The following is a 24,624-nucleotide window of genomic DNA, read 5'->3' as shown; positions in this document are numbered from 1 at the left end:
AATGAAACAACAATCAATCTATTTATTTGGGGAGGTGTTGTTTGACTGCTTTCCCGAGCAAGCGCCGGTGTTAGGTGGTGCCCCTTTAAATGTGGCTTGGCACCTACAGGGGTTTGGTTATTCGCCGTACTTGGTCACCTCGATAGGCGACGATGAACTGGGCAAGACGCTGCAGCATAAAATGCAGGAATGGGGTCTGTCTCAGCAATACGTTCAGATCAACTCGCAACTGCCCACCGGGACCGTGGCGGTCGAGATGATCGACGGTGAACCTCACTACGATATCGTGGGCCCTGTGGCTTGGGATGATATTGATGAACAACAAGTTCCTGAACCACAAAGCGGTTATTTTTACCACGGTTCGTTGGCGTGTCGCAATCACACCTCGAAACGGGCATTGGATCGTTTGCTGACTCACAGCCGCGATGATCGCATTATCGATGTCAATCTGCGCCCGCCACATTGGAGTAAAGACGATGTTCTGGCCAGTTTGCATTGTGGCTTATTGGTCAAGTTGAGTCTCGATGAGCTCTATACCTTGTCTCCTATTGAGAAGGGGGAGTGGCAAGAGCAAGCGTTGGCATTAAAGCAATCACTCGATATCGTTAATTTGTTGGTGACACGCGGGGCTCAAGGGGCGAGTTTGTTTGACGGCGAAGATCAACGCTTTGATACCGCAGAAGATTTCCACACGTTGGACAAGGCCAATTTTCCGGTTGGCGCCGGAGATGCATTCACCTCTGTGGTGATCATGGGGGTGATCAACCAATGGGATTGGTTAAAGACTTTAGAGCGCGCGCATCAGTTTGCCGGTTACATTGTCACCCAACCCGGTGCGGTGGTCGAAGATATAACGATCTATCAAGATTTTATTAATTTTTGGCACTTATAAGGGAGGTGAACTATGTATGAACCCGTCTCCCATACGCTGCTCAATCAAATCTTTGACGATCTGGCCCCTAAGTTGGGCGAAAAAGAGCTGCGTTTTTTCTACAGTCGCTTAGGGGCGAACTTTTACGCCATTCACGGTTTGTTTGAACGCTTGTACGGCAATCGCGATGATTTTTATCCCCACTTGCGCCATCTAGTTGAAGTGTTGACCATCAATTACATTGAACGCAGCCCAGAGCTGCGCAAAAAAGATCGCGAGCGAGAAGAAAATCATCAGTGGTTTTTGGATCAAAAATGGGTTGGGATGGCCTTATACGCCGATGGTTTTGCCAAAGACTTACAGGACTTAACCTCTCGAATCGACTATTTTTCTGAACTCGGGGTCAACTTTATTCACATTTTACCCATCATGGAGTGCCCAATTGGCAAAAGTGATGGCGGTTATGCGGTGAGTAATTTTCGCAAAGTCGATGAACGCGTCGGCACCAATGAGCAACTGCTTAATATTATCAATCATTGCAATCAAACCGATACCTTGATCGCTTTAGACATGGTGGTTAATCACACGTCCGATCAACACCAATGGGCGATGAAAGCCAAAGCCGGTGATAAGCAGTATCAAGATTGTTATTACATGTTTGATAATCGCGACATTCCCGACATGTTCGAGCACACCATGCCGGATATTTTCCCCGAGCAAGACCCCGGCAATTTTACCTATAATGAGCAGATGAACAAATGGGTGATGACGGTGTTTAATTCCTATCAGTGGGACTTAAATTACACCAATCCGGCGGTGTTTATCGAAATGTTGGAAAATATTTTGTTCTGGGCCAACCAAGGGGTGGATATTTTGCGCCTCGACGCGGTGGCTTTTTTGTGGAAAAAAATGGGCACGGCATGTCAAAACGAAGAAGAAGCCCATTTGATTTTACAACTGTTCAAAGACTGTTGTCAGATTGTGTCGCCGGGACTGCTGTTTATCGCTGAAGCTATCGTATCGCCCACCGAAATCATCAAGTATTTTGGTGAAGATGCGGTGGTGGCCAAAGAGTGTGAAATTGCCTATAACGCGACCTACATGGCGCTGATTTGGGATGCCGTGGCGACCAAAAACGCCAAATTGCTCAGTCAAGGGATCCGCAGTTTACCGGGCAAGCTCGAGCAAGCAACTTGGCTTAACTATTTGCGTTGTCACGATGACATCGGTTTTGGTTTTGATGACAACGACATTTACCACATTGGTTATGACGCTTATTGGCATCGCAAATTTCTCATCGATTACTTTACCGGTCAACATCCGAGCTCGGATGCCACTGGGCGTATTTTTGGTCAAAATGACAAAACCGGTGATGCGCGAATTTCAGGCTCTTTAGCCTCGCTTGTGGGGTTAGAGCAGGCACTGGCATCCGACGATCCACAACGGGTCGACGATTGTTGCCGTCACATTACCTTGCTGCACAGCCTGATCATGTCCTTTGGCGGTATTCCCTTGCTCTATTACGGCGATGAGGTGGGGATGCTCAACGATTATTCCTTTGAGTCTGACGAGCAAAAGAGTCATGATTCTCGCTGGTTGCACAGGCCGCGTTTTGATTGGCAACACCTTGAACGCCGCCACCAGGAGGGGACGGTACAACAACGTATTTTTCAAGATATCCGCAAGTTGATTGAGATCCGCAAAGCCACTCCGTCGTTTGCCGATTTCAACAATCGCGAGTTACTCGAGCTCAACAATGATAACGTGTTTGGGTTTGTGCGTTACGATGTGCAAAATCCATCAGAAAAGGTGTATGTGATTGCCAATATGTCGCTCGAGCCGCAGACCATTTCCTTACACGATATGACCAAATCTCAGTATGTGGTACATCATCAATTGGTCGACCTTTGGACGGGCACCTCACCAACTCTTTACGAGCAATCACTGGTGTTGGGTGGTTTTCAATTTTATTGGCTAAAATTGGCGTAATGTCCGCCAGGCTTTAACTTGGAGTAGAGGAAAGCCGGCGTCTTATTTTAGCCGGCTGACCTTTTCCTCAGTTGCAGAGTCACCCTTCTCTTGATTGTCGAATTTGGCTTGTCGTTGTACTTGTGACGGGGTCACACCGTAGCGCTGCTTAAACTGGCGATTAAAACTCGATTTTGAGTTGAAACCACACGCCATGGCAGCCGACATGATGGTGCCTTTCTCACCTAACTCGAGCAAGGATTTCACTTTGCTTAGGCGCAGTTCGTTGATCAATTGATAAAAGTTTTTGCCTAGCCCTTGATTGATGGTTCTCGATACGTCTCGATAAGGGAGGTTGAGCTGCTCTGCCAGTTGATAGAGAGAGAACTCACTGTCGGTGAAGGCTTGAGTGCGCTGTAAGTGCGCTACGATAGCACGTGCTTGTGGCGCAATGGTAGGATGGTGTGGCGTTTGGCGGGTAGGGTTGTCGTGGCGTTGCTGATGAGTCGCCTTGAAAGTGGCTGCAGTAGGGTCACCCAGTGAATGCGTGGAAAAAACAGGTTGCTGACGCGCCCCAAATACGGTGAGAAGTCCGATAAAAAACACAAACGACAATAATTGTACACGGACCACAGGCAGGGTATCGGGGACGGGGTCTTGGAGGTTATAAAGGAGGTTGATCACCGACAGTAACCCAAGCGTGGCCGGTAAGCTATAGACCCACGCTAAACGCCGTGACCATGACAGTTTGGCAAAGTAGTCTAAAATCGTCTGTTGGTGCTTGTGTAAAACCATCAGTGCGCTGACTGAGTACGCCAAAAATATCAGCGCGTTGATCAGGCCAAAGTGCTTCATTATCGGTAAAAACCAAGGGTCGAATGGGTTGGCCGTGAAGGTTAACATGGCTTGAGTGTCAAACTGTGGCGCTGGGCGCATAATACTTGGGTGGCTCATGAGTAGATACATGGCATAAAAAACCAAGGTTGGCAGCAAATGGGCAGCGTAAGTGGTAAGGCGTGGCGGTGAGGTTTGCGTTAAAGCGCGTAAATAAAGCAATAACAATGGACCATGCAACAAATTCAGTGTTGGATTGGTAAAATAGAAAAAGCGTCCGATGTCGATATGGTGGAATTCTAGCCCGGAATGGATCAAAGGCAACGACAAGACGATGAGCCAAGGAAACAGAATTTTCTGCGCGTGTGTTGGTGGCCTTTGAATGGCGAAAGTGATCATGGCCATGCTCGCCCAAGCAAGACCCAACAGGCTGATTTCCCAATTTAATGTTTCAAAACCACTCAAGGTAAGTCCTTCTAAAAAGCTAAATTGATATTTTTTTAGGTGCCATTCACCGCCATTGGGACGCCAGTGGTGCTTGGTTCAATTAATGTGTTCTGGCATGTTCCTTATTTAGGCAGAATCCATATGAATCATTCTATCACCACTTTATCGCTGATGACGGCAGCACTGATGAGCACTCAGCCGGCCTTAGGTGACACGTTTTTACCTGTGCTACCGGGGACTGGGCAACGTCAACACTACGATACACAAGGCAAGGTGCTGGCGGTATCATCTTCAAGTGTTTATACCGGGCAGGATGCCTCTCACCCCGGACATGGTTTGCGCTATCGAGATAATGGCGATGGCACAGTCACCGATTTAAACACCGGATTGATGTGGCAAAAAGCTCATGACTTCACGCGTCGTACTTTAAAGCAGGCCAAGCGACATGTCGAGAATATGACGCTGGCCGGTTACGACGATTGGCGCATTCCGACCATCAAAGAGTTGTATTCGCTTGCGGACATGGAGGGCCAATTAATCAAACCCGGGGATGATGGGGTCAGTAAACCTTATATCGACACCGATTACTTTGATTATCAATACGATCGTCATTTAGCTTTCGCGGGGCAATTTTGGTCCAGTACCGTGTATGTCAAAGAGGCGATTCAAAATTTTTCTAAGCACGGCGGTTTGCTGGGGGCTTTTGGCTTTAACTTCTCGGATGGCCATATTAAGTCGTATGAAACCGGTCTATTTTATGACGGCACAGAAATTACTCGCGCTGATAATATGTTTGTCCCGGGCTGTTTTGTGCGAGCAGTGCGCGGCAGCACAACACTGTATGACATGCATTACGTGGATAACCAAGATGGCACGGTCACCGATACGTCCACCCATTTGATGTGGGCAAAAGACGACAGTGGCAAACGAATGAATTGGGTCGAGGCGCTCGAGTACGCTAAGCAATCAAAGTTAGCTGGCCACAATGATTGGCGCGTCCCTAATGCCAAAGAGTTACAAAGCTTAGTGGATTACCAAAAAACGCAATTCCCAGCCATTAATACAGCGTATTTTAATACCACGTTAAAGCAATTTAACTCGCCAAAAGACAGTTATTATTTTTGGACCAGTACCACGCAAGGGGATTTTAAGTGGACTGCAGATTACGTGTCGTTCGCTCAGGCGTGGAGTAAGAAAAACTCACAGGCGACGACTTATTATGATTGGCATGGCGCGGGGGCACAGCGCAGTGATCCCAAAGCGGGTCAACCGAGTGACTATGAATTGGCGTCGAAAATGGCGTCGGATTATATTTCGATTGATAACTGGGTTCGCTTGGTCAGAGACGCAGATTGATTGAAAGGAAACCAAGGTCGCTTCGCTCAAAGAACAGTGAAGGAGAGTCTAGGACAGTCTAGGACAGTGTGACACAGTGCAAGACAGTCAAACACAGTAAAAGACAGGGGCAAGATCACTTCGTTTCAAGATCGCTGCGCTGCAAGTGGCAAGGAACAGACAGTGAAGGACAGTCTAGAACAGTGTGACACAGTGTAAGACAGGTAAACACAGCGGGACACGCATGAAATCGAGCGGTGGAAATTGGTGAGTGTCCCGCTATTTTTGTACAAAGCAGGGGCAAGATCACTTCGTTTCAAGATCGCTGCGCTGCAAGTGGCAAGGAACAGACAGTGAAGGACAGTCTAGAACAGTGTGACACAGTATAAGACAGGTAAACACAGCGGGACACGCATGAAATTGAGCGATGGAAATAGGTGAGTGTCCTGTAAATGGTGTACAGCAGTCAACATGGTGACGGGGTAACGAAATGGATAACAACAAAATGGCTTCTAATGCGTCTTTTGTTTCGCGCTCTAAAGGGGCAATGCTGGGCTTAGCGCTCGGTGATGCCTTAGGGACAACATTGGAATTTAAGAGCAAAGACAGTTACGTGCCGCTAACCGATATGGTCGGTGGCGGCCCGTTTCGTCTCAATGCGGGTGAGTGGACCGATGATACTTCGATGGCGCTGTGTTTGGCCGAGAGTTTACTGGCCGTTGGTGATCACGATGCTCAAGATCAAATCGAGCGTTACCTTCGTTGGCGCGAAGAAGGGGAAAATTCAGTCAAAGGCTATTGTTTTGATATTGGTAATACCGTGAGCAGCGCGATAAATCGTTACCTTGATATTGGCGACCCTAATGCCGGTATTGAGGAGTCTTATACTGCGGGCAATGGCAGTTTGATGCGTTTGGCACCCGTGGCGGTTTTCTTTTCAACCGTGAAAGGGGTGAGCAAAGAGACCTTATTCGCCATGGCAGAAGCAAGTTCGGTGGTGACCCACGCTGAGCAAAGAGCGATCCAAGGGTGTCAAATAATGGCACATTTAATGGATAAGGTGTTTCATGGTGAGCGCGATAAGGCGGTTTTGTTCGCTTCTCTTGAGGCACAATTTTCCCATGTTCATGAGGATTTTTTCCCTCTGGTCTCAGGAGCGTTTGTGACTAAATCGCGCGATGAGATTAATGGGACTGGTTTTGTGGTCGATGCGTTAGAGGCGGCACTTTGGTGTTTTGCTCACAGTGATAATTTTGCTGAAGGGGCGCTGTTGGCGGCTAATTTAGGTGATGATGCCGATACAACAGCCGCCATTTATGGTCAATTAGCGGGGGCGTTTTATTCCCTTGAGGGGTTGCCATCCGATTGGCTGGCGAAGTTGGCTTGGCGAGAGAAAATTGAGGATTATGGTAAGCAGTTAAGTCAGTCTAGAACAGTGTGAAACAGTAATAGACAGGGGCAAGATCACTTCGCTGCAAGATCGCTGCGCTGCAAGTGGCAAGGTAAAAAGTGAAGGACAGTTATACACAGTGTAAGACAGTCAAACACAGTAAAAGACAGAGGCAAGATCACTTCGTTTCAAGATCGCTGCGCTTCAAGTGGCAAGGTAAAAAATTGAAGGCAGTGAAACACAGTATAAGACAGTGTAGGACAGTCTAGGAAAGGCACAGAGTGCGGGACACGCATGAAATTGATCGGTGGAAATTGGTGAGTGTCCCGTTATTTTTGACCAACGCTATCGAGTTTTTAATCTGTGATTTAGTCAGATTGGTACAATAGGTTATCGAAATTGACGTCTTATACCCCGCCCATTTGGGCGAGGTTTGACGACTAAGTTGCTAAGGGGCTCGTGTTTCATAAATGAAATCACAGCCTTTACATTATAGCTTCTTGGATGTGTTTAAATTTTTATGGTTTTAACCATTCCTGCTTCTGCATGACCTGGGATATTACATGAAAATTCGATGTTGTTGTCGCCATGGAAGTGCCACAGCAGTTGTTTTGCTTTGCCTGGTTTCACTGTCACACTACTACCGGTGTCGTGATCGTGATTTCCCATACTTTTCATCATCTTTCGATGCTTAACTTGTTCTGCAGGGCTCCCTATAGAAAATTCATGGTCAATGTTACCCGAGTTCATCACTACAAACTGTACGACATCATTTGGCTCAATTGTGATCTCTTGCTTGAAGCGAATAGTCATATCATCAGATAAGAGTACATAAACCACTTTATCTGGTTTGGAACCTTTTGCAGACATACCGACATCAGACATACCTTCCATCGCCATGTTAGAATGATCCATTTTTATATCGCCCATTTCAGAGTGGTTGTGTTGCTCATCTGCAATGACACTGCCAGAAAGTAGAATTAATACCAGAGTGCTGATTGTCTTTTTCATAATAAACCTCAGTTGCGTTTTCATTAATATAGCCCTTTGTGAAAGTAGGAGATCTTGAGTGTGTTTACGAGTTAACTTCGTACTGTTTCCAGAGTTTAAAAATTGCTGGCAGAACCAGCAGGGTGAGTATGATCGCCGAGGCCATCCCCCCAATCATAGGTGCAGCGATACGTTGCATAACTTCGGAGCCCGTTCCGGAACCCTGCATAATTGGGATTAAGCCGATAATGACTGTGAGAACCGTCATCATGATGGGACGAACGCGTAGTCCAGCGCCTTCGATTATGGATTCTTGCAAATCTTGTGATGTTAGAGGCTTTTTGTTTTCCTTTAAATCAAGCTTTCGGTAATGCCATGCTTGATTGAGGTAAACCAACATAATGACCCCTATCTCTACCGCTACACCAGATAGGGCGATAAAGCCTACGCCAACCGCTATAGAAAAGTTGTAGTTCAGGTAGTCCATCAACCAGAGTCCGCCGACCATCGCCAGAGGTAGAGTGAGCATGATGATCATGACTTCGCCAACACGTCTGAAGCTGAAATACAAAAGCAACATGATGATGGCAATGGTGACGGGTGTGACGATACTAAGCCGGGCTTTTGCGCGTTCCATGTATTCGTATTGCCCAGACCAGGCGAGGGAATAACCCGCTGGCAATATCAGTTGTTCGGATACGCTTTGTTTTGCTTGTGCGACATACGAACCAAGATCTCGGCCAGAAATATCGACAAAAACCCAGCCGTTTGGACGCGCATTTTCAGTTTTAATCATCGGTGGGCCATCTTCAAAACGGACCTCCGCCACGTCTGCAAGTGCGATATGTGCTCCACTTGGTGTCACCAGTGGAAGATTTTTCAGTTTCTCAACCGAATCTCGATATGTCTGAGGATATCGAATATTAATTGGATAACGCTCTAGACCTTCCGTTGTCTCACCAACATTCATACCGCCTATTGAGGTTGAAATTACTTGCTGGATTTGTGTGATACTAAGACCATAGCGGGCGGCTTCTTTGCGCTTAATATCAATAGTCACATATCTGCCCCCAGCGACACGTTCAGCATAGACTGACGCGGTACCTTCAATGGTATCGAGGATAGGTTCGATCTTCGCCCCAATGCTTTCAATCACTTTGAGATCAGGACCGGCTATTTTTATCCCGATTGGGGTTTTAATACCTGTCGACAACATATCGATACGAGTTTTGATCGGCATTACCCAGGCATTGGTTAACCCGGGGAATTGGATGAGATTGTCAAATTCCTGCCTTAGAGAATCCGTGGTGATCCCTTCACGCCACTCTTCTTTCGGTTTTAACTGAATAACCGTCTCAATCATGGTTAGCGGAGCTGGGTCTGTAGCGCTTTCTGCTCGGCCAACCTTGCCCCATACTGTTTTTACCTCAGGCACGGTTTTTATTAGCTTGTTTGTTTGTTGCAAGAGCTCGCGAGCTTTACCGATGGAAATACCCGGATAGGTTGTCGGCATGTACATTAAGTCGCCTTCGTCCAGAGGGGGAATAAACTCACTCCCCATCTTGGCAATAGGGATATAAGCGGATGACATCAGGATAAGTGCAATAAGCACGATACTTTTCGGGTATTTAAGACTGATGTTAAGTATCGGTTTATATAAGGAGATCAGAAAACGGTTAATGGGGTTTTTGTGCTCAGGTAGAATTTTTCCCCGTATCAGATACCCCATCAATACAGGCACCAGAGTAATAGACAAGCCTGCAGCTGCCGCCATGGCATAGGTCTTGGTGAATGCCAGTGGCGAGAACATTTTACCTTCTTGCCCTTCGAGCGCAAATACCGGTACAAAGCTCAGCGTAATGATAAGAAGTGAAAAAAATAATGGCGCACCGACTTCTTGCGCTGCTTTCCCAATGACCTGCCATCGGTTTTTATCTGTTAACGGCGTTCGCTCAATATGTTTATGCACGTTTTCTATCATCACGATAGCTCCGTCAACCATGGCACCAATCGCAATCGCAATCCCTCCTAGTGACATTATGTTGGCGTTAATCCCTTGCCAATACATGATGATAAAAGCTGAAAAAATACCCACGGGTAAGCTAAGTGCAATGACTAACGATGAGCGGATGTGATAGAGAAAAAGCGCACACACAATGGCGACCACAAAAAACTCTTCCGCCAGTTTTTCCCACAGGTTGTCGACCGCTTTATTGATCAGTGTTGAGCGATCGTAAGTGGCAACAATCTCAATGCCTTCCGGCAGGCTGGATTTAAGCTCAACAAGTTTCTGCTTTACATTGCTGATGACATTACTGGCATTTTCCCCAAAACGCATCACAATCACACCGCCAACGGCTTCACCTTCACCGTTAAACTCAGAGATACCTCGACGCATCTGAGGCCCCAGATTGATATCAGCAATATCACCCAATAGTAATGGGGTTCCCTTTTCGGTCACCTTAAGTGGCAGTGCTTTAATATCTTCTATACCGGACAAGTACCCCGTTGTTCGTACCATATGCTCTGCTTCAGCGACTTCAATTACTGATGCCCCCGTTTCCTGATTACCCAGTCTAATCGCCTCATTGACTTGTTGTAGTGTGAGGTCGTAAGCACGTAGTTTGGCAGGATCAATGTGTATTTGGTATTGCTTAACCATACCGCCAACGGTAGCGACTTCTGAGACCCCATTAACGGTTTGTAGCTCATATTTTAAGAACCAGTCTTGATAACTTCGAAGCTCAGATAAATCGTGTTTACCGCTTTTGTCTTGAAGGACATAACTGTAAACCCAGCCGACACCCGTGGCATCTGGCCCAAGTGTCGGCTTGGCATTGTCAGGGAGGTTCGGTAAGACCTGGCTGAGATACTCCAGTACTCTAGAGCGAGCCCAGTAAATATCTGTATTATCATTAAAAATGATATAAACATAGGAATCTCCAAAGAAAGAGTAGCCACGTACGGTTTCTGCACCTGGTACAGCTAGCATGGCTGTCGTTAATGGGTAAGTCACCTGATCTTCGACGACTTGCGGGGCTTGTCCTGGGTAACTTGTTTTGATGATAACCTGAACATCAGAGAGATCAGGCAGTGCATCGATAGGGGTGTTTTTTATGCTAAACACACCGGCAAAAACGAGCAACAAAGTCAAAATAAGGACGACAAACCGATTGTTGATGGACCATCTTATAATGTTAGGGATCATTGATTGCCTCCGACTGGCTCAAGCGCAACCAATTTGGGCTCACTATCTGATCGGTTGATGAGAAACCGAACTGACTGCCCTTCGGTAAAGTGGTTTAAGTTGATGCTCTCATCTACAGAGAAGTTCATTTCTCCCGCTTCCCAATACCAATCAGGGATGGGGTCGTGCACGACAGTTAACATACCAAAATCGGCCATGAGCATACTTATCTTCCCAGAGCTCCAAACCTCGTTGGCAATATCAGAGTCGCCGACGTTGAAGTCGAGAATTTCATATTGACCAGAGTCGGTTTTGTGAATTTCAAACTCGATAGATTGACCGGGTTTAATCATGGCTATATCCAAACCCTCTGCAAAGTGAAAGTTCATGACCATTCCTGGCCATTGCCACTCTTCAACGGGTTGATGATTAATCGTCGCCATGCGATGTCCAACCATCATGTCGGTAACTTGTCCTTTGACCCAGACACTAGAGTTCTTGGCCTGCACGCCATTGATTCGCTCTAGCTCTGCGGTTTGACTGGATTCAGAGTCGAGCATAAATTGAGCGGAGGTGACGACCTTATCTCTTGCAGATAGGCCAGAAATAACCTCAATAACGTCTCCGGCTTCTCTGCCCACCTCGATTCTTGCGGAGCGGTAGTTTCCATTGCCTTCAGACAGCACAACTCGGGTCATCCCCCCCGAACGAATGACCGATTCTCGTGGGATAGTTAGGACTGGTGTTTTCGATTCTGCCTGAAGTATCACGTTAGCGAACATATTGGGTTTGAGTAGGCCATCTTGGTTTGAAAACGTTAAGCGCACTTTAAGCGTTCTTGTTCTCGCATCTAAAATGGGATAGATATAATCAACGTTTCCTTGCCAGGTTCGACCGGGAATAGCGGCTAGTACCATAGAGGCACGAGTGCCTATTTCAACCCAGTGTGCTTGACGCTCAAATACTTCTACATCGACCCAAACCTCATCGAGCGGCCCTGCTTTGATAACTGTTTGAGCGGGGGATATGTAACCTCCTTTGCGGATGTTTAATTGAGCGATCACACCATTAGCAGGGGCGTTTATCGCGATGTTTTTGCTCGTTCGTCCTTGTTTTACCACCTGGTTAATCTGGTTTTTATCCATCCCCAGCACAACCAAGCGCTCTCTCGCAGCGTTAATCAAACCTTTACGACCAGTGCGATAGGCATTGAGCAATTCTTCTTGTGCTTTCACTAATTCAGGAGAGAAAAGAGTAAAAAGCACATCACCTTTAGATACCTGTTGTCCAACTGTATTCACATTAAGGTGGTCTATCCAGCCAGTCACTCGGCTGTTGATTTGCCACAAACGACTTTCATCAAACTTGATGTATCCCACGGTATCAATTTGCGGTGTCAATTTATTGAAAGAGGCACTGGCGGTTTTAACGCCGAGATTGTTTTCTACTGCTGGGTCAATCTTAACCGTGCCTTTCTTTGATTGGTTTGAGGAGGTTTCATCGTAAACCGGGATAAGGTCCATTCCCATTGGAGACTTGCCCGGAGAATCTCGGCGATAGTTAGGATCCATGGGGGCCACCCAATAAAGAGGTTCTTTTTCTTCTGCATCGGATATAGAGCCTGGGCCCATTTCATGCCCGCCCATAAAGTATTGATTTGCGGAAAAACCTAAAATGCCACCGATAAGCAGTGCCAATGTAGCTACAGGTAGTGATTTCATTGATTGTTCTCCTCAAGCTCATAAGCGGTACTCAGTTCAGTGATATTTTGGTCGTAGCGGTTGAGTACATAGGCAAGTTCATTTTGGGTGTTGTTTATGTCGGCCACTAAACGCGCCTGTTCTTTCGCGATCATGAGCTCATCTTTGGCTGCACTAATGAGTTCACTAAACTGAGCCGTATTATTTTCATACCCACGTTCAATGGCTTGAGTACGTTCTTTGGCTTGTTTGACTAACACTTTTTGATAGCGGTTAATACGGTCTTGCAAATTGTGTTTATCGGAAATTAGAGTGTTGACTCTGGCATTCATCTGAACCAAAAGGCGATCTTTTTGAGATTTGGCCGCACTAAGACGATGTTGTGCTGCTGAGTATTGTCGATCTTGTTTTTTATCAGTGAATAGAGGTATATCCATCGTTAAATAAGCGCTGACTAAATCGGATGCGGGCTGTCCATCCATACTGTTCGCTTGTCTGAAGGCATATGCCACTTCAACACCGAACTGAGGTCGGTAAGATTGCTCAGCGATAGACACTTGAGTTTGTTTGCTCTGTATTATTTGTTCTACGGCTTTAACTTTCGGGTGAGTTGCCAGTAAATCAAAATACGCCATCGAGTCAGAGTTGCGGGTTTTGTCGATAGCGAGCAATGATTGCCAGTGGTTTTCTAAAGAGTCATTTAGTTGAGCTTGTTGAAGGTATTCAGGTTCCACCCACTCAGAGAGTTGTGCACGAATACGCTGTTGCATTTGACGATTTTTCTGGATTTGCTCGTTGAGTTGACTTACCTGAAGCTCAGCGTAAAGCAAGTCTTGTGTTTCACTTTTACCGAGCGAGTAGTTGGTCTCAATAAAGCGGCGCATTTGCTGCATGAGTTGATGCATTTCATTAATAAGCTCACGCTCACGAGTCAGGTAGTTTAGCTCTATCCACAGCTGCGTAATACTTTTGGCGATATCAAGTTTTCGCAGATCTGCCTTATAATTCATCGCCTGAGCCTGTTGCTGATAATGTTTTTTTGATAAATCGAGTGTGGCGCCACGGCTGAACTGCTGAGAGAGTCCAATAGAAATATTGGTCATGGCATCATCATCGAGCTGAAAACTGTCGACAGGTAGACCACTCACTCCAAATTTTACTTTTGGGTCTAACAAGGTTGCGCTGGCGATTCCGGTTTCCTTAAGTGATAAGGATTGTAAGTTGAGCTGAACGACGCCCTGATCACGGGCTACCGCAAGTTCAATAATGTTATTTAACGTCAATTGGCCTTCACTGGCATAGGAAGGTGTCAGCACAGTATTTAATAGCAGTGCTAGAGATACGGTTTTGATTTTCACTTTTAATTCCAATCGTTTACAGGTGTAAGTGATTAGCAAAACTAATCGCTTGCAAACAGAATGAGTCACGCGGGAAATGCGCGTGAAAAGAGAGTGATGATCGAGATCATCTGATGGAATTTAAGCGATAGGGGGACGGAAAAGTGAACTGGAAATTGAGTTAATTTGATTATTCAGTTCTTTTGAAATAAGAACGAGGCCGAAACTTTGCGAAAAATTATAAGTCGATGGGGTAAAAGTAGTATGGACAGTGAAGCAATGACTGTAGCATTGGTTTTCTGAGGCTTTATCATCACAGCATATAGTGTTGTCACTAGCGATACTTTGTTGAGGTGAATCGCAGTGTGAGCCGCTCGAATCGGCTGCCATACTCATTTTAGGTGATGAGTGAGCATTGACAGAAATAAGAGGTGAAGCAGGGAGAGCGCTAGATAGTGTTAAAACTACTAACGTTACAAATGTCACCCAAATTGTGTGCATTTTTTTTCGCATCACAAACACTTATTTTCTATAGATACAATAAATATCTACTATAGCTTTCATGCTGTCAATAAAATACTACACCGAGAAGGGCAGTCTAGAACAGTGTGACACAGTTTTAGACAGTCAAACACAGTAAAAGACAGGGGCAAGATCACTTCATTTCAAGATCGCTGCGCTGCAAGTGGCAAGGTAAAAAGTGAAGGACAGTCTAGGAAAGGCAAAGAGTACGGGACACGCATGAATTTGAGCGGTGGCAATAGGTGGGTGTCCTGTAAAAATCATTAGAGGCAGAATGGAACTTAGAGCATTTGAAAAGCGCGATCATCACCTGCTTATCAGTTGGATTGACTCGGATAAATTGAACTATCAATGGGGCGGACCAAACTTTGAGTTCCCTTTGGACTCGACGCAAATTAGTAAGCATTGCTCGCAACCGGACGTATTTCCCTTTATTTTTGTGGTCTCAGGTCAGAGTGCGGGTTATATAGAACTATTCAAAGTGACGGAGTCTCACTTCAGAATATGTCGTGTGTTTGTTTCAGTCAGTTTTCGTGGTAAGGGTATTTCAAAGCTCATGCTTGGTCAATTAATTGATTTAGCGAAAGAAAAACACAGCGCTAACTTATTGTCATTAGCTGTATTTGAACAAAATACAGTGGCGATACATTGCTATGAGTCATTGGGTTTTACGGTCACATCTTATGAAAAAGGTTCTCGCTTTTTCGACGGAGAGGCTTGGGGCCTTTTACGGATGGAAAAACGACTATAGAAAAAATTCAGTGTCGAACGGTGAAGCTTGATTTGGGACAGCTAAGTTAGGAATTACATAAAGTGCAGTGCCTTAAGAGCGGGATTGAAGTCCCTATTTTGGTGCGTATTCGCTGTTACTGCTGGTGGTAATCGTTACTGCGCTTTTGATGTTAGGGTAAATATAATCAATGGCTTAAAGCTTGCAATAGAGAGTGGGAATTTTAATTACCCATCAAGGATGAGCGATGAAAACGAAAATTATTTCCCTATGTATGTTTATTTTATCTTCTAGTTTAGCGTTTAGTACGCCAACCTACGCAAAAAAAGCGTTAATCATAGTTGATATGCAGAACTGTTTTGTTTCAGGGGCGGATTCTGTCGTGCACAGTCTGCCAGTGAAAGGAGGAAGGGATATCGTGCAAGGGATTAATCAATTGCAAGAAAAGTTCGATATCGTTGTGGCAACAAAAGATTGGCATCCCGCCAATCATGGCAGTTTTGCCAGTCAACATTCAGGAAAAAAACCGTTTGATATGTCTGTACTTGGTGGAGTTGACCAGGTGCTGTGGCCCGATCATTGTGTGCAAAATACATTAGGTGCAGAGTTTGTTAACGGCCTAACAACTGACAAAATAACCCACACCACTTTTAAAGGTTTGGATCCTAACGTAGACAGCTACAGTGGCTTCAAAGATAACAATCAATCGGCTAAAACCGACCTAGACGACTTTTTAAAATCGCAACAGGTGGATGAAATCTATGTGGTTGGGCTGGCAGCAGACTACTGCGTGAAAGCCACCGCGATTGATGGAGCTAACTTGGACTATAAAACGTACTTTATTAAAGACTTAACCAGAGCCGTTGACCCAAGTGAAGAAAATATCCAGAAAATATATTCAGAACTTGAAAAGTCCGGTGTTGAAGTTATCTCATCAGAAACAATTTAAACCGCTATTTTTAGTAAATGACAGTTAAGGACAGTCTAGTACAGTCAAACAAAGTAAAAGACAGGGGCAAGATCACTTCGTTGCAAGTGGCAAGGTAAAAAGTTAAAGACAGTCTAGAACGGAAAAGAGTGCGGGACACGCATGAAATTGAACGGTGGAAATTGGTGAGTGTCCCGCTATTTTTTGCCACTGTTATTCGACAGGATTTATTGATTCCACTGCACACGCTTGAGTTCAATTGAGGTTGTGCATTCACCGAGCAATGGGCCTAATTCCAGAAAATGAGACGTTTGCTTATGCTGCTCTAGAGCCTCTTCGTTTTCCCAACACTCTTTGATAAAAAAGGTGTTTTCATCAATCACTTCACCTGAGCAGTATTCAATACAGCCGGGTTCTTTTTGGCTTTCTGAGCACAATTTGGCGAGAATTTCCTTAAACTCTGAAAGCTTATCTTCCTTCGCTTTCAGTGTGACGAGAAGATTGACGTTGTTTTGCATTTTCATATCCTATTGATACATAAGAGACAGACAGTAAAACACAGTAAACTGCAGTTTAAAACAGTGAAGTGCAGTCACTTTGCCGTGTGGGACAGTGAAACACAGGGGCAAGATCACTTCGTTTCAAGATCGCTGCGCTGCAAGTGGCAAGGTAAAAAAGTTTAAGACAGTGAAGGACAGTCTAGAACAGGCAAAGAGTTCGGGACACGCATGTATTTCAGGCGTCGAAATAGGTGAGTGTCCCGTTATTTTCTCTATCTAGCTCAAGGCTCAAGTAAGGTCAAAATCAAAAAATAAAGGTTTGGTTTTTTTTCTCGGTTTTCCTTGTGACTGTGTTTTACTGTCCCAAACTGTGTTGCACTGTCTTATACCTTGGGTTTTCTTTACGACAAATAAGGCATCAGCTCATCGTAATTTGCTAGCGTGATCTGCTGGCTCTGAGGGCTCGACTTTAAAGTGTGAATATCAATGTTGTAGGTATCGAGCCAATAGCGGATCAAGGAAGCATTGGTATGAATATCGAGTACCCCGTCTTGCATGCCATAATCTTTGGCGATCACCGCTTGTTGCTTGTCGTTCAATCGCGTATCTGGCGTGAGTTTGATTGTGATGTTGGTGTTCCACAGTGTATCGGAATTTTTTAAAAAGCGAATGCTGTCGTTGATGTCTGGCGTGCCGTGAATTCGACTCAGCACAAAGTCTCGGTAATCTTGGGCGTGTTCACAATAAGCGCGAACATGCCAGCGCAGTGGCGTCCAGACCAGGGTGTGTGGTGAGATAATACGCTCAACCAGTTCGCCATCTTTTAGCGGTGTGTAGCTAATATCGACACGTTTTTTTTCGCGTATCGCTTGTACCAATGGCCGTAGCACTTGGGCCGAGAGGTTGCGAGTGACGGGGTGTACGCGCTGTGTGTGCTCAAAGCCCATGTTGAGCTCGTGAAAGGTATCAGTCATGTCTTCGCTGCGTGCTAGGAGGTGTAAATACTCGTCGGCGTGGCCATTGGTCAGCTCAGGGGCAAAGGTGTCGCTGGGCTTGTAGCCTTTAAGGGATTTATCGTACACCAAGTTGCCCGGCGCAATGTCGGCAAGGTAGGTATTGATGTCTTTTGACGCTTGTTGCCTGCCAATACCGAAGTGTTGCATCAAATGGCTGGTGGTTAAGCGGCCTTCCCAGAGCGCGATAATTTCTATCATGCGGTAGCGAAATAATAAATCCCAGCGTATTGGCCATTTGCTCATGGTGAGGTGATCCCTGTCTAGTTATGCTACATGTTTATGTATTCAGTATTTACCTGTCGCGGTGGTTGGTAGATTATGAGTTTAGTTTCTATTGGTCAAGTCACATTGGCCAAGTGATGTAGCAGATTGAGGGCATAAGACGATGACTAAGCAAGCGAATTACACCAAGTATCAAAAACGGGTGATTAAGTTTTTAGGCGATACCTTAGGCACGAAAACGCCGTTTCGCTATGAGCGGGCGCAGAATAATCATTTAAAGGTGTTGATCGATGGGGTGCCTAAGCCATTGTTTACCGGCTCGACGCCGTCAGATTGTAAGTCGCTGAATAATTTTATGTCTGAGGTGAAGCGGGAGTTAAGAGCGTTAAACACACCTCAAGAGGAGGTGGGCTCGAGCAGGGCAATCAAAGGCGAGGCTCAGGTGTCGACGTCGAACTTTGATGAGAAGTTGTTGCAAGGCTGTATTAAGTCGCTGCGCAATCGCCTTGAGGTGATTAAGTCGAAGGAAGAGGCATTAGTCATTGAGCATAAAAATGTTGAGGTGGTGTCTGATAGCCGTTTGCAGTCGGTGAAGCATGTGTTATCGCACGGGTTACAGCAAGCTAAGCAGCAGCGTTATGTTAAGCCCAAGGAGATGAAGCAGTTTGAGCAGCATTTGCTGAAGCATTTAAATTTTATGTTGCCGACCTTGGCGTTTTATTCTGATTTATTAAATAGCAAGTCTGGCTATCAGGCGGTGAAGTTATCTTCTGATGCATTACCTGTGGCACAAATGGAGAAAATGGTCAGTCAGAGTGATTGTGCGGCTGGGGTCGTGGGCAATATTTATCCGATTCAGGAGTCTTCGTTTAAAGAGGCGGCGCTTTGCGTTTCACAGGGTGAGTCGGGGTCGGAGCAGCCAGAAGCTGAGGCGCCAATCCTCGCCGTTGAGTCAGCAGCCAAGGGCCAAGCGGCGCAGTCGTTAATGGCGCTGAGTTCTGCCGAACGGATTGCTCAGTTTCGTTCGTTAAGTCGCGCGCAGTCTTTGTCTTTAATTGAGGAGATTGAGCAGGCGATGGCGTTAAATCGCGAGCAGGATATTGAATCGGTGGTGATGTTAATTAAGGAAAAGGGCCTGCCGTTGGAGTCAATTATCGCCAGGTTGGAGGCGTAAGGGCGTGACCATAGTGAGTAAGATAATCCATGCAGTTTGTTGTTCATGTTGAAGGACTGAACTCGTTACCATGATCATGCGTGGTAATGCAGATTCGAGGGTTAAATGTTGCGGCGAATAAATTGGCATGGTTGAAGTTGATGGGGCCTGTATTGGCTATTATTCTCATTCTACCGAAAAGTCAGCCAATTATATTTATAACAATCACTCAACCTAGATCACAAAAAACGCCCCACTAAGCGGTAGTTTGTTTGACTTACCATCCAAATCTCGCCAAACCAACCTGAGCTCTCCTGACAAATTGCTAACCTTAACTACACATATCAAGCCCCAAATAGTGAGGTAGAACAATGTCTAATCCACTGTTAAGAAAAGTGTTTTGCATCGAAATTGGCACTGGCATGAGTAAGCTCGTAATGCTGAAACTGGCCGATAACGCCAATAGCAACGGCGTGTGCTTTCCCTCTCATCGTTACCTAGCGGCTAAGTGCGAAATCTCAGAACGTTCGGTGCGCAATCAGCTGACTTATCTTGTTAAGCATGGCTGGATTGAAATTCAAAACCGCACCAATGGCAAAGGTGGTCAGCGCAGCAATTTTTACTTTTTGAACGAGAAGAAAATCGAGCAGGCCTATCTCGATCAAATGCATCAAAGTGATGAATCAAGTCAGGCGAACAGCGTCGTTAAAAGCTTAGATTTACCTGCCAAGCCTCGCCAAAGTATTCAAACAAAATCTGCTCAGTGGGCTGGGGTAGAGCGCTCAGAAAGTGGTCTCAAAACTGCTTCAAATCCCCATCAATCTCAGCAAGTCTCAAACCGACAAACCTCGACTTATCCACAAGGCGGTGGCACCGGTTGCCGGTATGTCAATGAAACTGAGCGAGTAAGCAGCGGCACGGTTTGCCACCACTCATATGATACAGAGTCAGTAAAAGCAGGAACCGATTGCCGGGGGGAGGTGGCAATGGCTGCCGACTACGCGGGCGGCACCAGTTGCCGACATAATCTTTTAGAAAGAAATAAAAAAACTCTGTCGGCAAATCCTGCCACCCTACAAGCGCCTCCGGTGTTTGATGATCAACCTTTTAGTGAGCTAAGAACGCAAGTGAACCTGGATCAATTTGCCATCTGTCGGCGAGCGTTGGAATTAGCGATGAATCGGCAGTGAAGTACTAAACACACAGGAGCCTTTTGTGATGTGATCTGCGATGAGTTCAGTATGTCGATTTGCTCGTTACCATGCGCCAGCGTGATAGAGCAGGCGAGTTTATTGAAGCGAATAACAAAAGTTCAGCCCAAAGTGAAAGAACGGTATAGCCTTATAGGTTTAAAAACAGGATTAATTGATGATTACAAGCTTTGGTTATATTAAACTAATTTTTATGCATGTAATTGTTTTTAGTTGATGACTAGTAGAAAGTGTATTTTGCAAGTCATCATCTTGAGTGGCTTCGTCTAGATGGCAAGAAACAATCTCGAATCCAGTTCTCCTATAAAGTGGAAGGTTTAATAAAGGTATTTGGCATGAACATATTTTCTGGCATCTTGAGCATATGGTTAAACTGGTAGAGGTACTTAAGGCATCACTTCTGCAAGCTTCTGAAAGATTAAAACATAAGGATGTGAAATGACGGTAAGTGTCGCAACTTGTTCAGCACAACAACTTTTTGAAGGCCAAGAAATACGGGCGAGTAATGGCAAGCTACTTAATGGAATGTTAGTCATCCCTGAATATCAGCGCCCTTATTGCTGGGAAAGTCAGCAACTTGACAGTCTGTTGGAAGATTTAAGAGAACATTTTCAAAAGCATAATGAGCTAGCGTATTATTTGGGTAGCCTAATTCTTCACCATGATGAACAGCAACTGAAAATCATCGATGGTCAACAGCGTATTACTACGTTAGCAATATTCGGTTTTCTCTCTCAACAGTACCTACAACTTGATCTTCATTTTGAATCACCCCTTAGCCAACGACAAATTAAGACAAATCTAGATTGGTTAGCAGATCGCAAATCCAAGTGGGCGAAGCTTATCAATTTTGAGCGTATTCAGTTTTCATTGGTGGTCACTGAATCAGAGGATGATGCGTACCGCTTTTTTGAAACGCAAAACACTGGCGGTGTAAGACTTGGTGGTCCCGATATTATCAAAGCCCATCACTTAAGAGCTGTTCCTAAGGTTCATCAATCAAGATTCGCGATCCAATGGGAAGGGTTGGGTAAATTAGATAACTCAGTCAAATCCCTTTTAAAAGGGCGTTATTGGCAACAACTGAATATGAGAGAACTCGCGCCACATCAGAAGACAAAAGCGGTGAGGGATCAAATTGTCTCCGAACTTGGTGAACAAACAACCGAAGGTGATGACATTGCTTATGGTCAAGTACTGCGGTTAACCGGGATTGGTGGCGACGTTGTCCAACAAGCCGCACAACAGGGATACGAAGTCAGGCAGCCGCTTAATGCGGGTATCAACACTATTCGTTACCTGGCGTATTTCCAAAACTTATATCAGCAATACTGGGTTAACCCGACGTTGCCCCATCAAGAAGGTTACAACCGCTTTATTTGCTGGCTAAAAGGATTAGAAGGCTGTGGCTATTTACAAGGTCTCTATGAAGCGTGCCTGATGATGTACATCAGCCAGTTTGGAGAATATCAGTTAGAGTTGGCAGCGAAAAAATTATTCAGAGTCATATACTCCTGCAGAGTGAGTAATCAGAAAGCGGTAAGAGAAAATTCAATTTCAAGTTTTGTGAAGGACTATCCCGTTTTGGACTGGATTGCTTTGAGCTATACGCCTAAGCAGTGTTTTGCCTTTTTTGATGCGTTTGATTTGGTCGTCGATCCCAGTAATTTAGTAGATTCTAAAGATAAAACCAAAGAAGTTAACAGTGTGAAAGTGCGATTTATTAAAGCTGTAAATGATCATTTTGATATTGATTTGTGTCCAGAACAATACGCGGCTTCATTTGCTAACTTATTAACCCGTAATATCACTGAAATGACGGAGGCGGCATGAGTTCAAAGGTTGAAACAGAGCTGCTTTCATTACAAACCATCGCGAAAAAAGATTTGGGTTTCGTTATTCCTTGCTACCAGCGTCCTTATGTCTGGCGTGAAGAAGAAGTGATTAAATTATTTGACGATATTCACGATGCTTATTTAGCGAAAGAGCCCCATTACTTTATTGGCAGTGTCTTGAGTGCGTTAAATGGCGATAAAAGCGAATATGAACTGATTGATGGGCAGCAAAGAACCACAACATTGATGTTGTTATCACTTGCCTTCAAGGCAGTAGGGGTTGAGACTCAGCTGGCTCATGTGAGTATCAAAGGTGAAAATCCAAGGTTAACGTTCGAAATTAGAGAGTCAGTGCGTAACTTGCTTGGCAGCTACGCGGGACTGGACAAGATCACGAAACCCGGTGAAGAAGATATTCGTAAGGATGAGTATTTAGTACATCTGGAGGCTAACCTGTCGATTCTGAGACAGCAAGTCGATAAGTTGGCAAAGCAATCAGACTTCGATATCTATGGTTTTGCTGACTACATTTTTAACCAAGTGCAGTGGGTAAATAATATTGTTCCAGCATCGATGGATCTTAATCGCTTGTTTTCGAGCTTAAATACAGGTGGTATACAGCTAGAACCCGTCGATTTATTGAAGGCTAAACTGTTCAAACACATTGCAACAGATAAGGCTGTTTACAGTGGTATCTGGCAAGCCTGTGAACACACAGACAACTATTTTGAACGCAATCTCAGACAAATTTTCGAAGATGCCGACTGGCAAAAACTGGAGTATGCAGATCTTGCCAATTATCAGGCAGAGAAATTTCCTCTAGTCAGTTCTAGCAACAATGTTCAACGAGTTGGTAAGTCAATTGCTGAGATAGCATCAGGATCATTGGATTTCGATGTCGAACCTGAACAATTGGAAAATCAAAGCGATGATTTTGATGACGAGACCGTTTATTGCCGTTCAATTATCAGTTTTGAATTACTGTTGATTCATACGCTCAGAATTTTTTGCATCCAGAAATCATGGGATGATCTTGCACCTCGTATCCGCGCTAGCAATCTGATGTTGTGTTTTGAAGGGCTACTACAACAAGATGAGCGAACCATTAAATCGTTTATAGAGCTGTTATGGCAGGTCCGTTATCAGTTCGATACATGGGTTGTAAAATGGGTCGAGCATGATGACAGAGAAGATGCTCAGTTACGTTTAACCTCGATTAGTAAGAATAAAGCCTACATCAACCGCAAAGCCAAAGAACTTGGTTTATTGGCACAATTGCAAGCGGTACGTAACTTTACCGGTGATCGCTCAGCCCAGTATTGGTTGACAGCGTTTCTAAGTCGGTTGGTTGCGGATCCGAAAGTAAAAGACGAAGACGTGGTTGCGCTACTGGAACGTATCGATAATCAAATGTCGCTTACCAGTGAAACGCAAAAAGAAACCAGTTTTAAACTTGCATCAGGGACATCGCCACAAACCATTCCCTGGGAAGAACAAGCCGTATATCTTAAAAGCTCTTTGGGAACTCGGTTCGAACATTACTGGTTCCAGAAGTTGGAATACTTACTCTGGAAAAACGGTGATAAAGCCAATGATGAAAAGCTAAAACGTTATCGGATCACTTCGAAAAACTCAGTTGAGCACGTTCACCCTCAAAATGAAGAGTATCATCACCAGCTTGAAAAGAGCCCATTAAATGCTTTTGGTAATTTAGTGCTTCTAAGCCCGGGAGAAAACTCTTCATATAGCAACCAAACGGTAGCAAAGAAAAAAGCGGATTTCGATTCTAAGCCACGTTATGACGCGTTGAAGCTGAAAGATATTTTTGAAACATACACGCAATCATATAACCAATGGTCTGCCAACGAAATAGAAAAACATCAACAGAACATGTTGGTATTGTTGGAAAAACATTACACACAAGGAGTAACTAATGGTCAGTAATACTAACGAGCAGGCGTTAGAGGCTAGTATTGAAAAAGCACTCACTGGCCATTGCCTTGAAGATCAAAAGATAGAAAGAGTATGGGACACGCATGAAATTGAGCTGCGGGAATAGGTGAGTGTCCCGCTATTGTCCGAGTGCAGTTTGAAATGACACGTTTTGACGCTGAGGAAAATAAACGGCTTTTTGATTACTTGTATGATCGAATAGAAGATATTCATGCTCAGTTTGGGCAAGAGCTAGAATGGTTAAGATTGGATGAGAAAAAAGCTTCTAGAGTGCAATGTGCAAGACCAATCAATGGTGATGACCGCCAGCAGTGGCCTGAAGTGATAACTTGGTACGTTGAAAACATGTCTCGCCTTGAATCAGCGTTAAAAGACGTTATTCAAGATGCAAAAAAGGTCTTGTAGGGTGAAAAATGTTGACCATTCTTTAAGTTAATATGTCAGATTTTGCTGAATCACTTAAACCGAATGACTCAAATATTCAGGCTGAATATT

Annotated in this window: 19 protein-coding genes; 12 read left to right on the top strand and 7 right to left on the bottom strand. The window is 44.9% G+C overall.

The window, feature by feature from the left end:
* The first annotated feature begins 1 nt into the window (after position 1).
* Positions 2-892, top strand: coding sequence for a carbohydrate kinase (locus tag AB0763_RS17015; protein WP_306099640.1), 891 nt, complete (start codon positions 2-4; stop codon positions 890-892).
* Between the two features lie 12 nt (positions 893-904).
* Entirely contained in the window at positions 905-2,860 is a 1,956-nt protein-coding gene (locus tag AB0763_RS17010) for an alpha-amylase family protein (RefSeq protein ID WP_306099639.1), read from the top strand.
* Positions 2,861-2,902: 42 nt separating this feature from the next.
* On the opposite strand, the gene AB0763_RS17005 is transcribed toward AB0763_RS17010, so the two are convergent.
* On the bottom strand, positions 2,903-4,138 hold the full coding sequence (locus AB0763_RS17005) for an AraC family transcriptional regulator (protein WP_306099638.1): 1,236 nt from the start codon (positions 4,136-4,138) through the stop codon (positions 2,903-2,905).
* 123 nt (positions 4,139-4,261) lie between these two features.
* Here AB0763_RS17005 and AB0763_RS17000 point away from each other — a divergent pair, with 123 nt between their 5' ends.
* Together AB0763_RS17000 and AB0763_RS16995 are read left to right on the top strand one after the other, a co-directional pair.
* The gene (locus AB0763_RS17000) at positions 4,262-5,476 is read left to right on the top strand and encodes a DUF1566 domain-containing protein (protein WP_306099637.1); all 1,215 of its coding nucleotides are present in this window, start codon (positions 4,262-4,264) and stop codon (positions 5,474-5,476) included.
* A gap of 469 nt (positions 5,477-5,945) precedes the next feature.
* Positions 5,946-6,896 carry an ADP-ribosylglycohydrolase family protein gene (locus tag AB0763_RS16995; RefSeq protein WP_306099636.1) on the top strand — a complete coding sequence of 317 codons (951 nt, stop codon included), beginning with the start codon at positions 5,946-5,948 and terminating at the stop codon, positions 6,894-6,896.
* A gap of 459 nt (positions 6,897-7,355) precedes the next feature.
* Here the strand turns inward: AB0763_RS16995 and AB0763_RS16990 are convergent, their stop codons facing one another.
* The 4 genes from AB0763_RS16990 to AB0763_RS16975 form a co-directional block, all read right to left on the bottom strand.
* The gene (locus tag AB0763_RS16990) at positions 7,356-7,856 is read right to left on the bottom strand and encodes a cupredoxin family protein (protein ID WP_306099909.1); all 501 of its coding nucleotides are present in this window, start codon (positions 7,854-7,856) and stop codon (positions 7,356-7,358) included.
* A gap of 64 nt (positions 7,857-7,920) precedes the next feature.
* Positions 7,921-11,043: an efflux RND transporter permease subunit gene (locus tag AB0763_RS16985; RefSeq protein ID WP_306099635.1), complete on the bottom strand. Its 3,123-nt coding sequence runs from the start codon at positions 11,041-11,043 to the stop codon at positions 7,921-7,923.
* Positions 11,040-12,743 carry an efflux RND transporter periplasmic adaptor subunit gene (locus AB0763_RS16980; protein WP_306099634.1) on the bottom strand — a complete coding sequence of 568 codons (1,704 nt, stop codon included), beginning with the start codon at positions 12,741-12,743 and terminating at the stop codon, positions 11,040-11,042. The genes AB0763_RS16985 and AB0763_RS16980 overlap by 4 nt, the downstream gene beginning before the upstream one ends.
* On the bottom strand, positions 12,740-14,080 hold the full coding sequence (locus AB0763_RS16975) for a TolC family protein (RefSeq protein WP_306099633.1): 1,341 nt from the start codon (positions 14,078-14,080) through the stop codon (positions 12,740-12,742). The genes AB0763_RS16980 and AB0763_RS16975 overlap by 4 nt, the downstream gene beginning before the upstream one ends.
* 775 nt (positions 14,081-14,855) lie before the next feature.
* On the opposite strand from AB0763_RS16975, the gene AB0763_RS16970 reads away from it, so the two are divergent.
* Positions 14,856-15,332 carry a GNAT family N-acetyltransferase gene (locus AB0763_RS16970; protein ID WP_306099908.1) on the top strand — a complete coding sequence of 159 codons (477 nt, stop codon included), beginning with the start codon at positions 14,856-14,858 and terminating at the stop codon, positions 15,330-15,332.
* A gap of 226 nt (positions 15,333-15,558) precedes the next feature.
* A complete protein-coding gene (pncA, locus tag AB0763_RS16965) occupies positions 15,559-16,260 on the top strand; it encodes a bifunctional nicotinamidase/pyrazinamidase (RefSeq protein WP_306099632.1) in 702 nt (233 codons plus the stop codon).
* 206 nt (positions 16,261-16,466) lie between these two features.
* On the opposite strand, the gene AB0763_RS16960 is transcribed toward pncA, so the two are convergent.
* Both AB0763_RS16960 and AB0763_RS16955 read right to left on the bottom strand, forming a co-directional pair.
* Positions 16,467-16,757, bottom strand: coding sequence for a putative quinol monooxygenase (locus AB0763_RS16960; RefSeq protein ID WP_306099631.1), 291 nt, complete (start codon positions 16,755-16,757; stop codon positions 16,467-16,469).
* A 383-nt stretch (positions 16,758-17,140) separates the two neighbouring features.
* A complete protein-coding gene (locus tag AB0763_RS16955; protein WP_306099630.1) occupies positions 17,141-17,998 on the bottom strand; it encodes a YafY family protein in 858 nt (285 codons plus the stop codon).
* 142 nt (positions 17,999-18,140) lie between these two features.
* Here AB0763_RS16955 and AB0763_RS16950 point away from each other — a divergent pair, with 142 nt between their 5' ends.
* The 6 genes from AB0763_RS16950 to AB0763_RS16925 all read left to right on the top strand — a co-directional run bounded on the left by AB0763_RS16950 (position 18,141) and on the right by AB0763_RS16925 (position 24,534).
* The gene (locus AB0763_RS16950) at positions 18,141-19,151 is read left to right on the top strand and encodes a hypothetical protein (protein ID WP_306099629.1); all 1,011 of its coding nucleotides are present in this window, start codon (positions 18,141-18,143) and stop codon (positions 19,149-19,151) included.
* Between the two features lie 350 nt (positions 19,152-19,501).
* The gene (locus tag AB0763_RS16945; protein WP_306099628.1) at positions 19,502-20,320 is read left to right on the top strand and encodes a helix-turn-helix domain-containing protein; all 819 of its coding nucleotides are present in this window, start codon (positions 19,502-19,504) and stop codon (positions 20,318-20,320) included.
* 459 nt (positions 20,321-20,779) lie between these two features.
* Positions 20,780-22,174, top strand: a complete 1,395-nt coding sequence (locus AB0763_RS16940) for a DUF262 domain-containing protein (protein WP_306099627.1) — start codon at positions 20,780-20,782, stop codon at positions 22,172-22,174.
* A complete protein-coding gene (locus tag AB0763_RS16935) occupies positions 22,171-24,120 on the top strand; it encodes a DUF262 domain-containing protein (protein ID WP_306099626.1) in 1,950 nt (649 codons plus the stop codon). Before AB0763_RS16940 ends, AB0763_RS16935 begins: the two co-directional genes overlap by 4 nt.
* Entirely contained in the window at positions 24,110-24,235 is a 126-nt protein-coding gene (locus AB0763_RS16930) for a hypothetical protein (protein ID WP_306099625.1), read from the top strand. The genes AB0763_RS16935 and AB0763_RS16930 overlap by 11 nt, the downstream gene beginning before the upstream one ends.
* 23 nt (positions 24,236-24,258) lie before the next feature.
* Complete coding sequence (locus AB0763_RS16925; RefSeq protein WP_306099624.1) at positions 24,259-24,534, top strand: DUF4268 domain-containing protein; 276 nt, start codon at positions 24,259-24,261, stop codon at positions 24,532-24,534.
* The last annotated feature ends 90 nt before the right edge of the window (positions 24,535-24,624 follow it).

Source organism: Vibrio sp. HB236076 (assembly GCF_040957575.1).
Lineage (GTDB): Bacteria > Pseudomonadota > Gammaproteobacteria > Enterobacterales > Vibrionaceae > Vibrio.
Note: the sequence above shows the minus strand (reverse complement) of the source record. Positions and strands in the feature narration are given on the sequence as shown.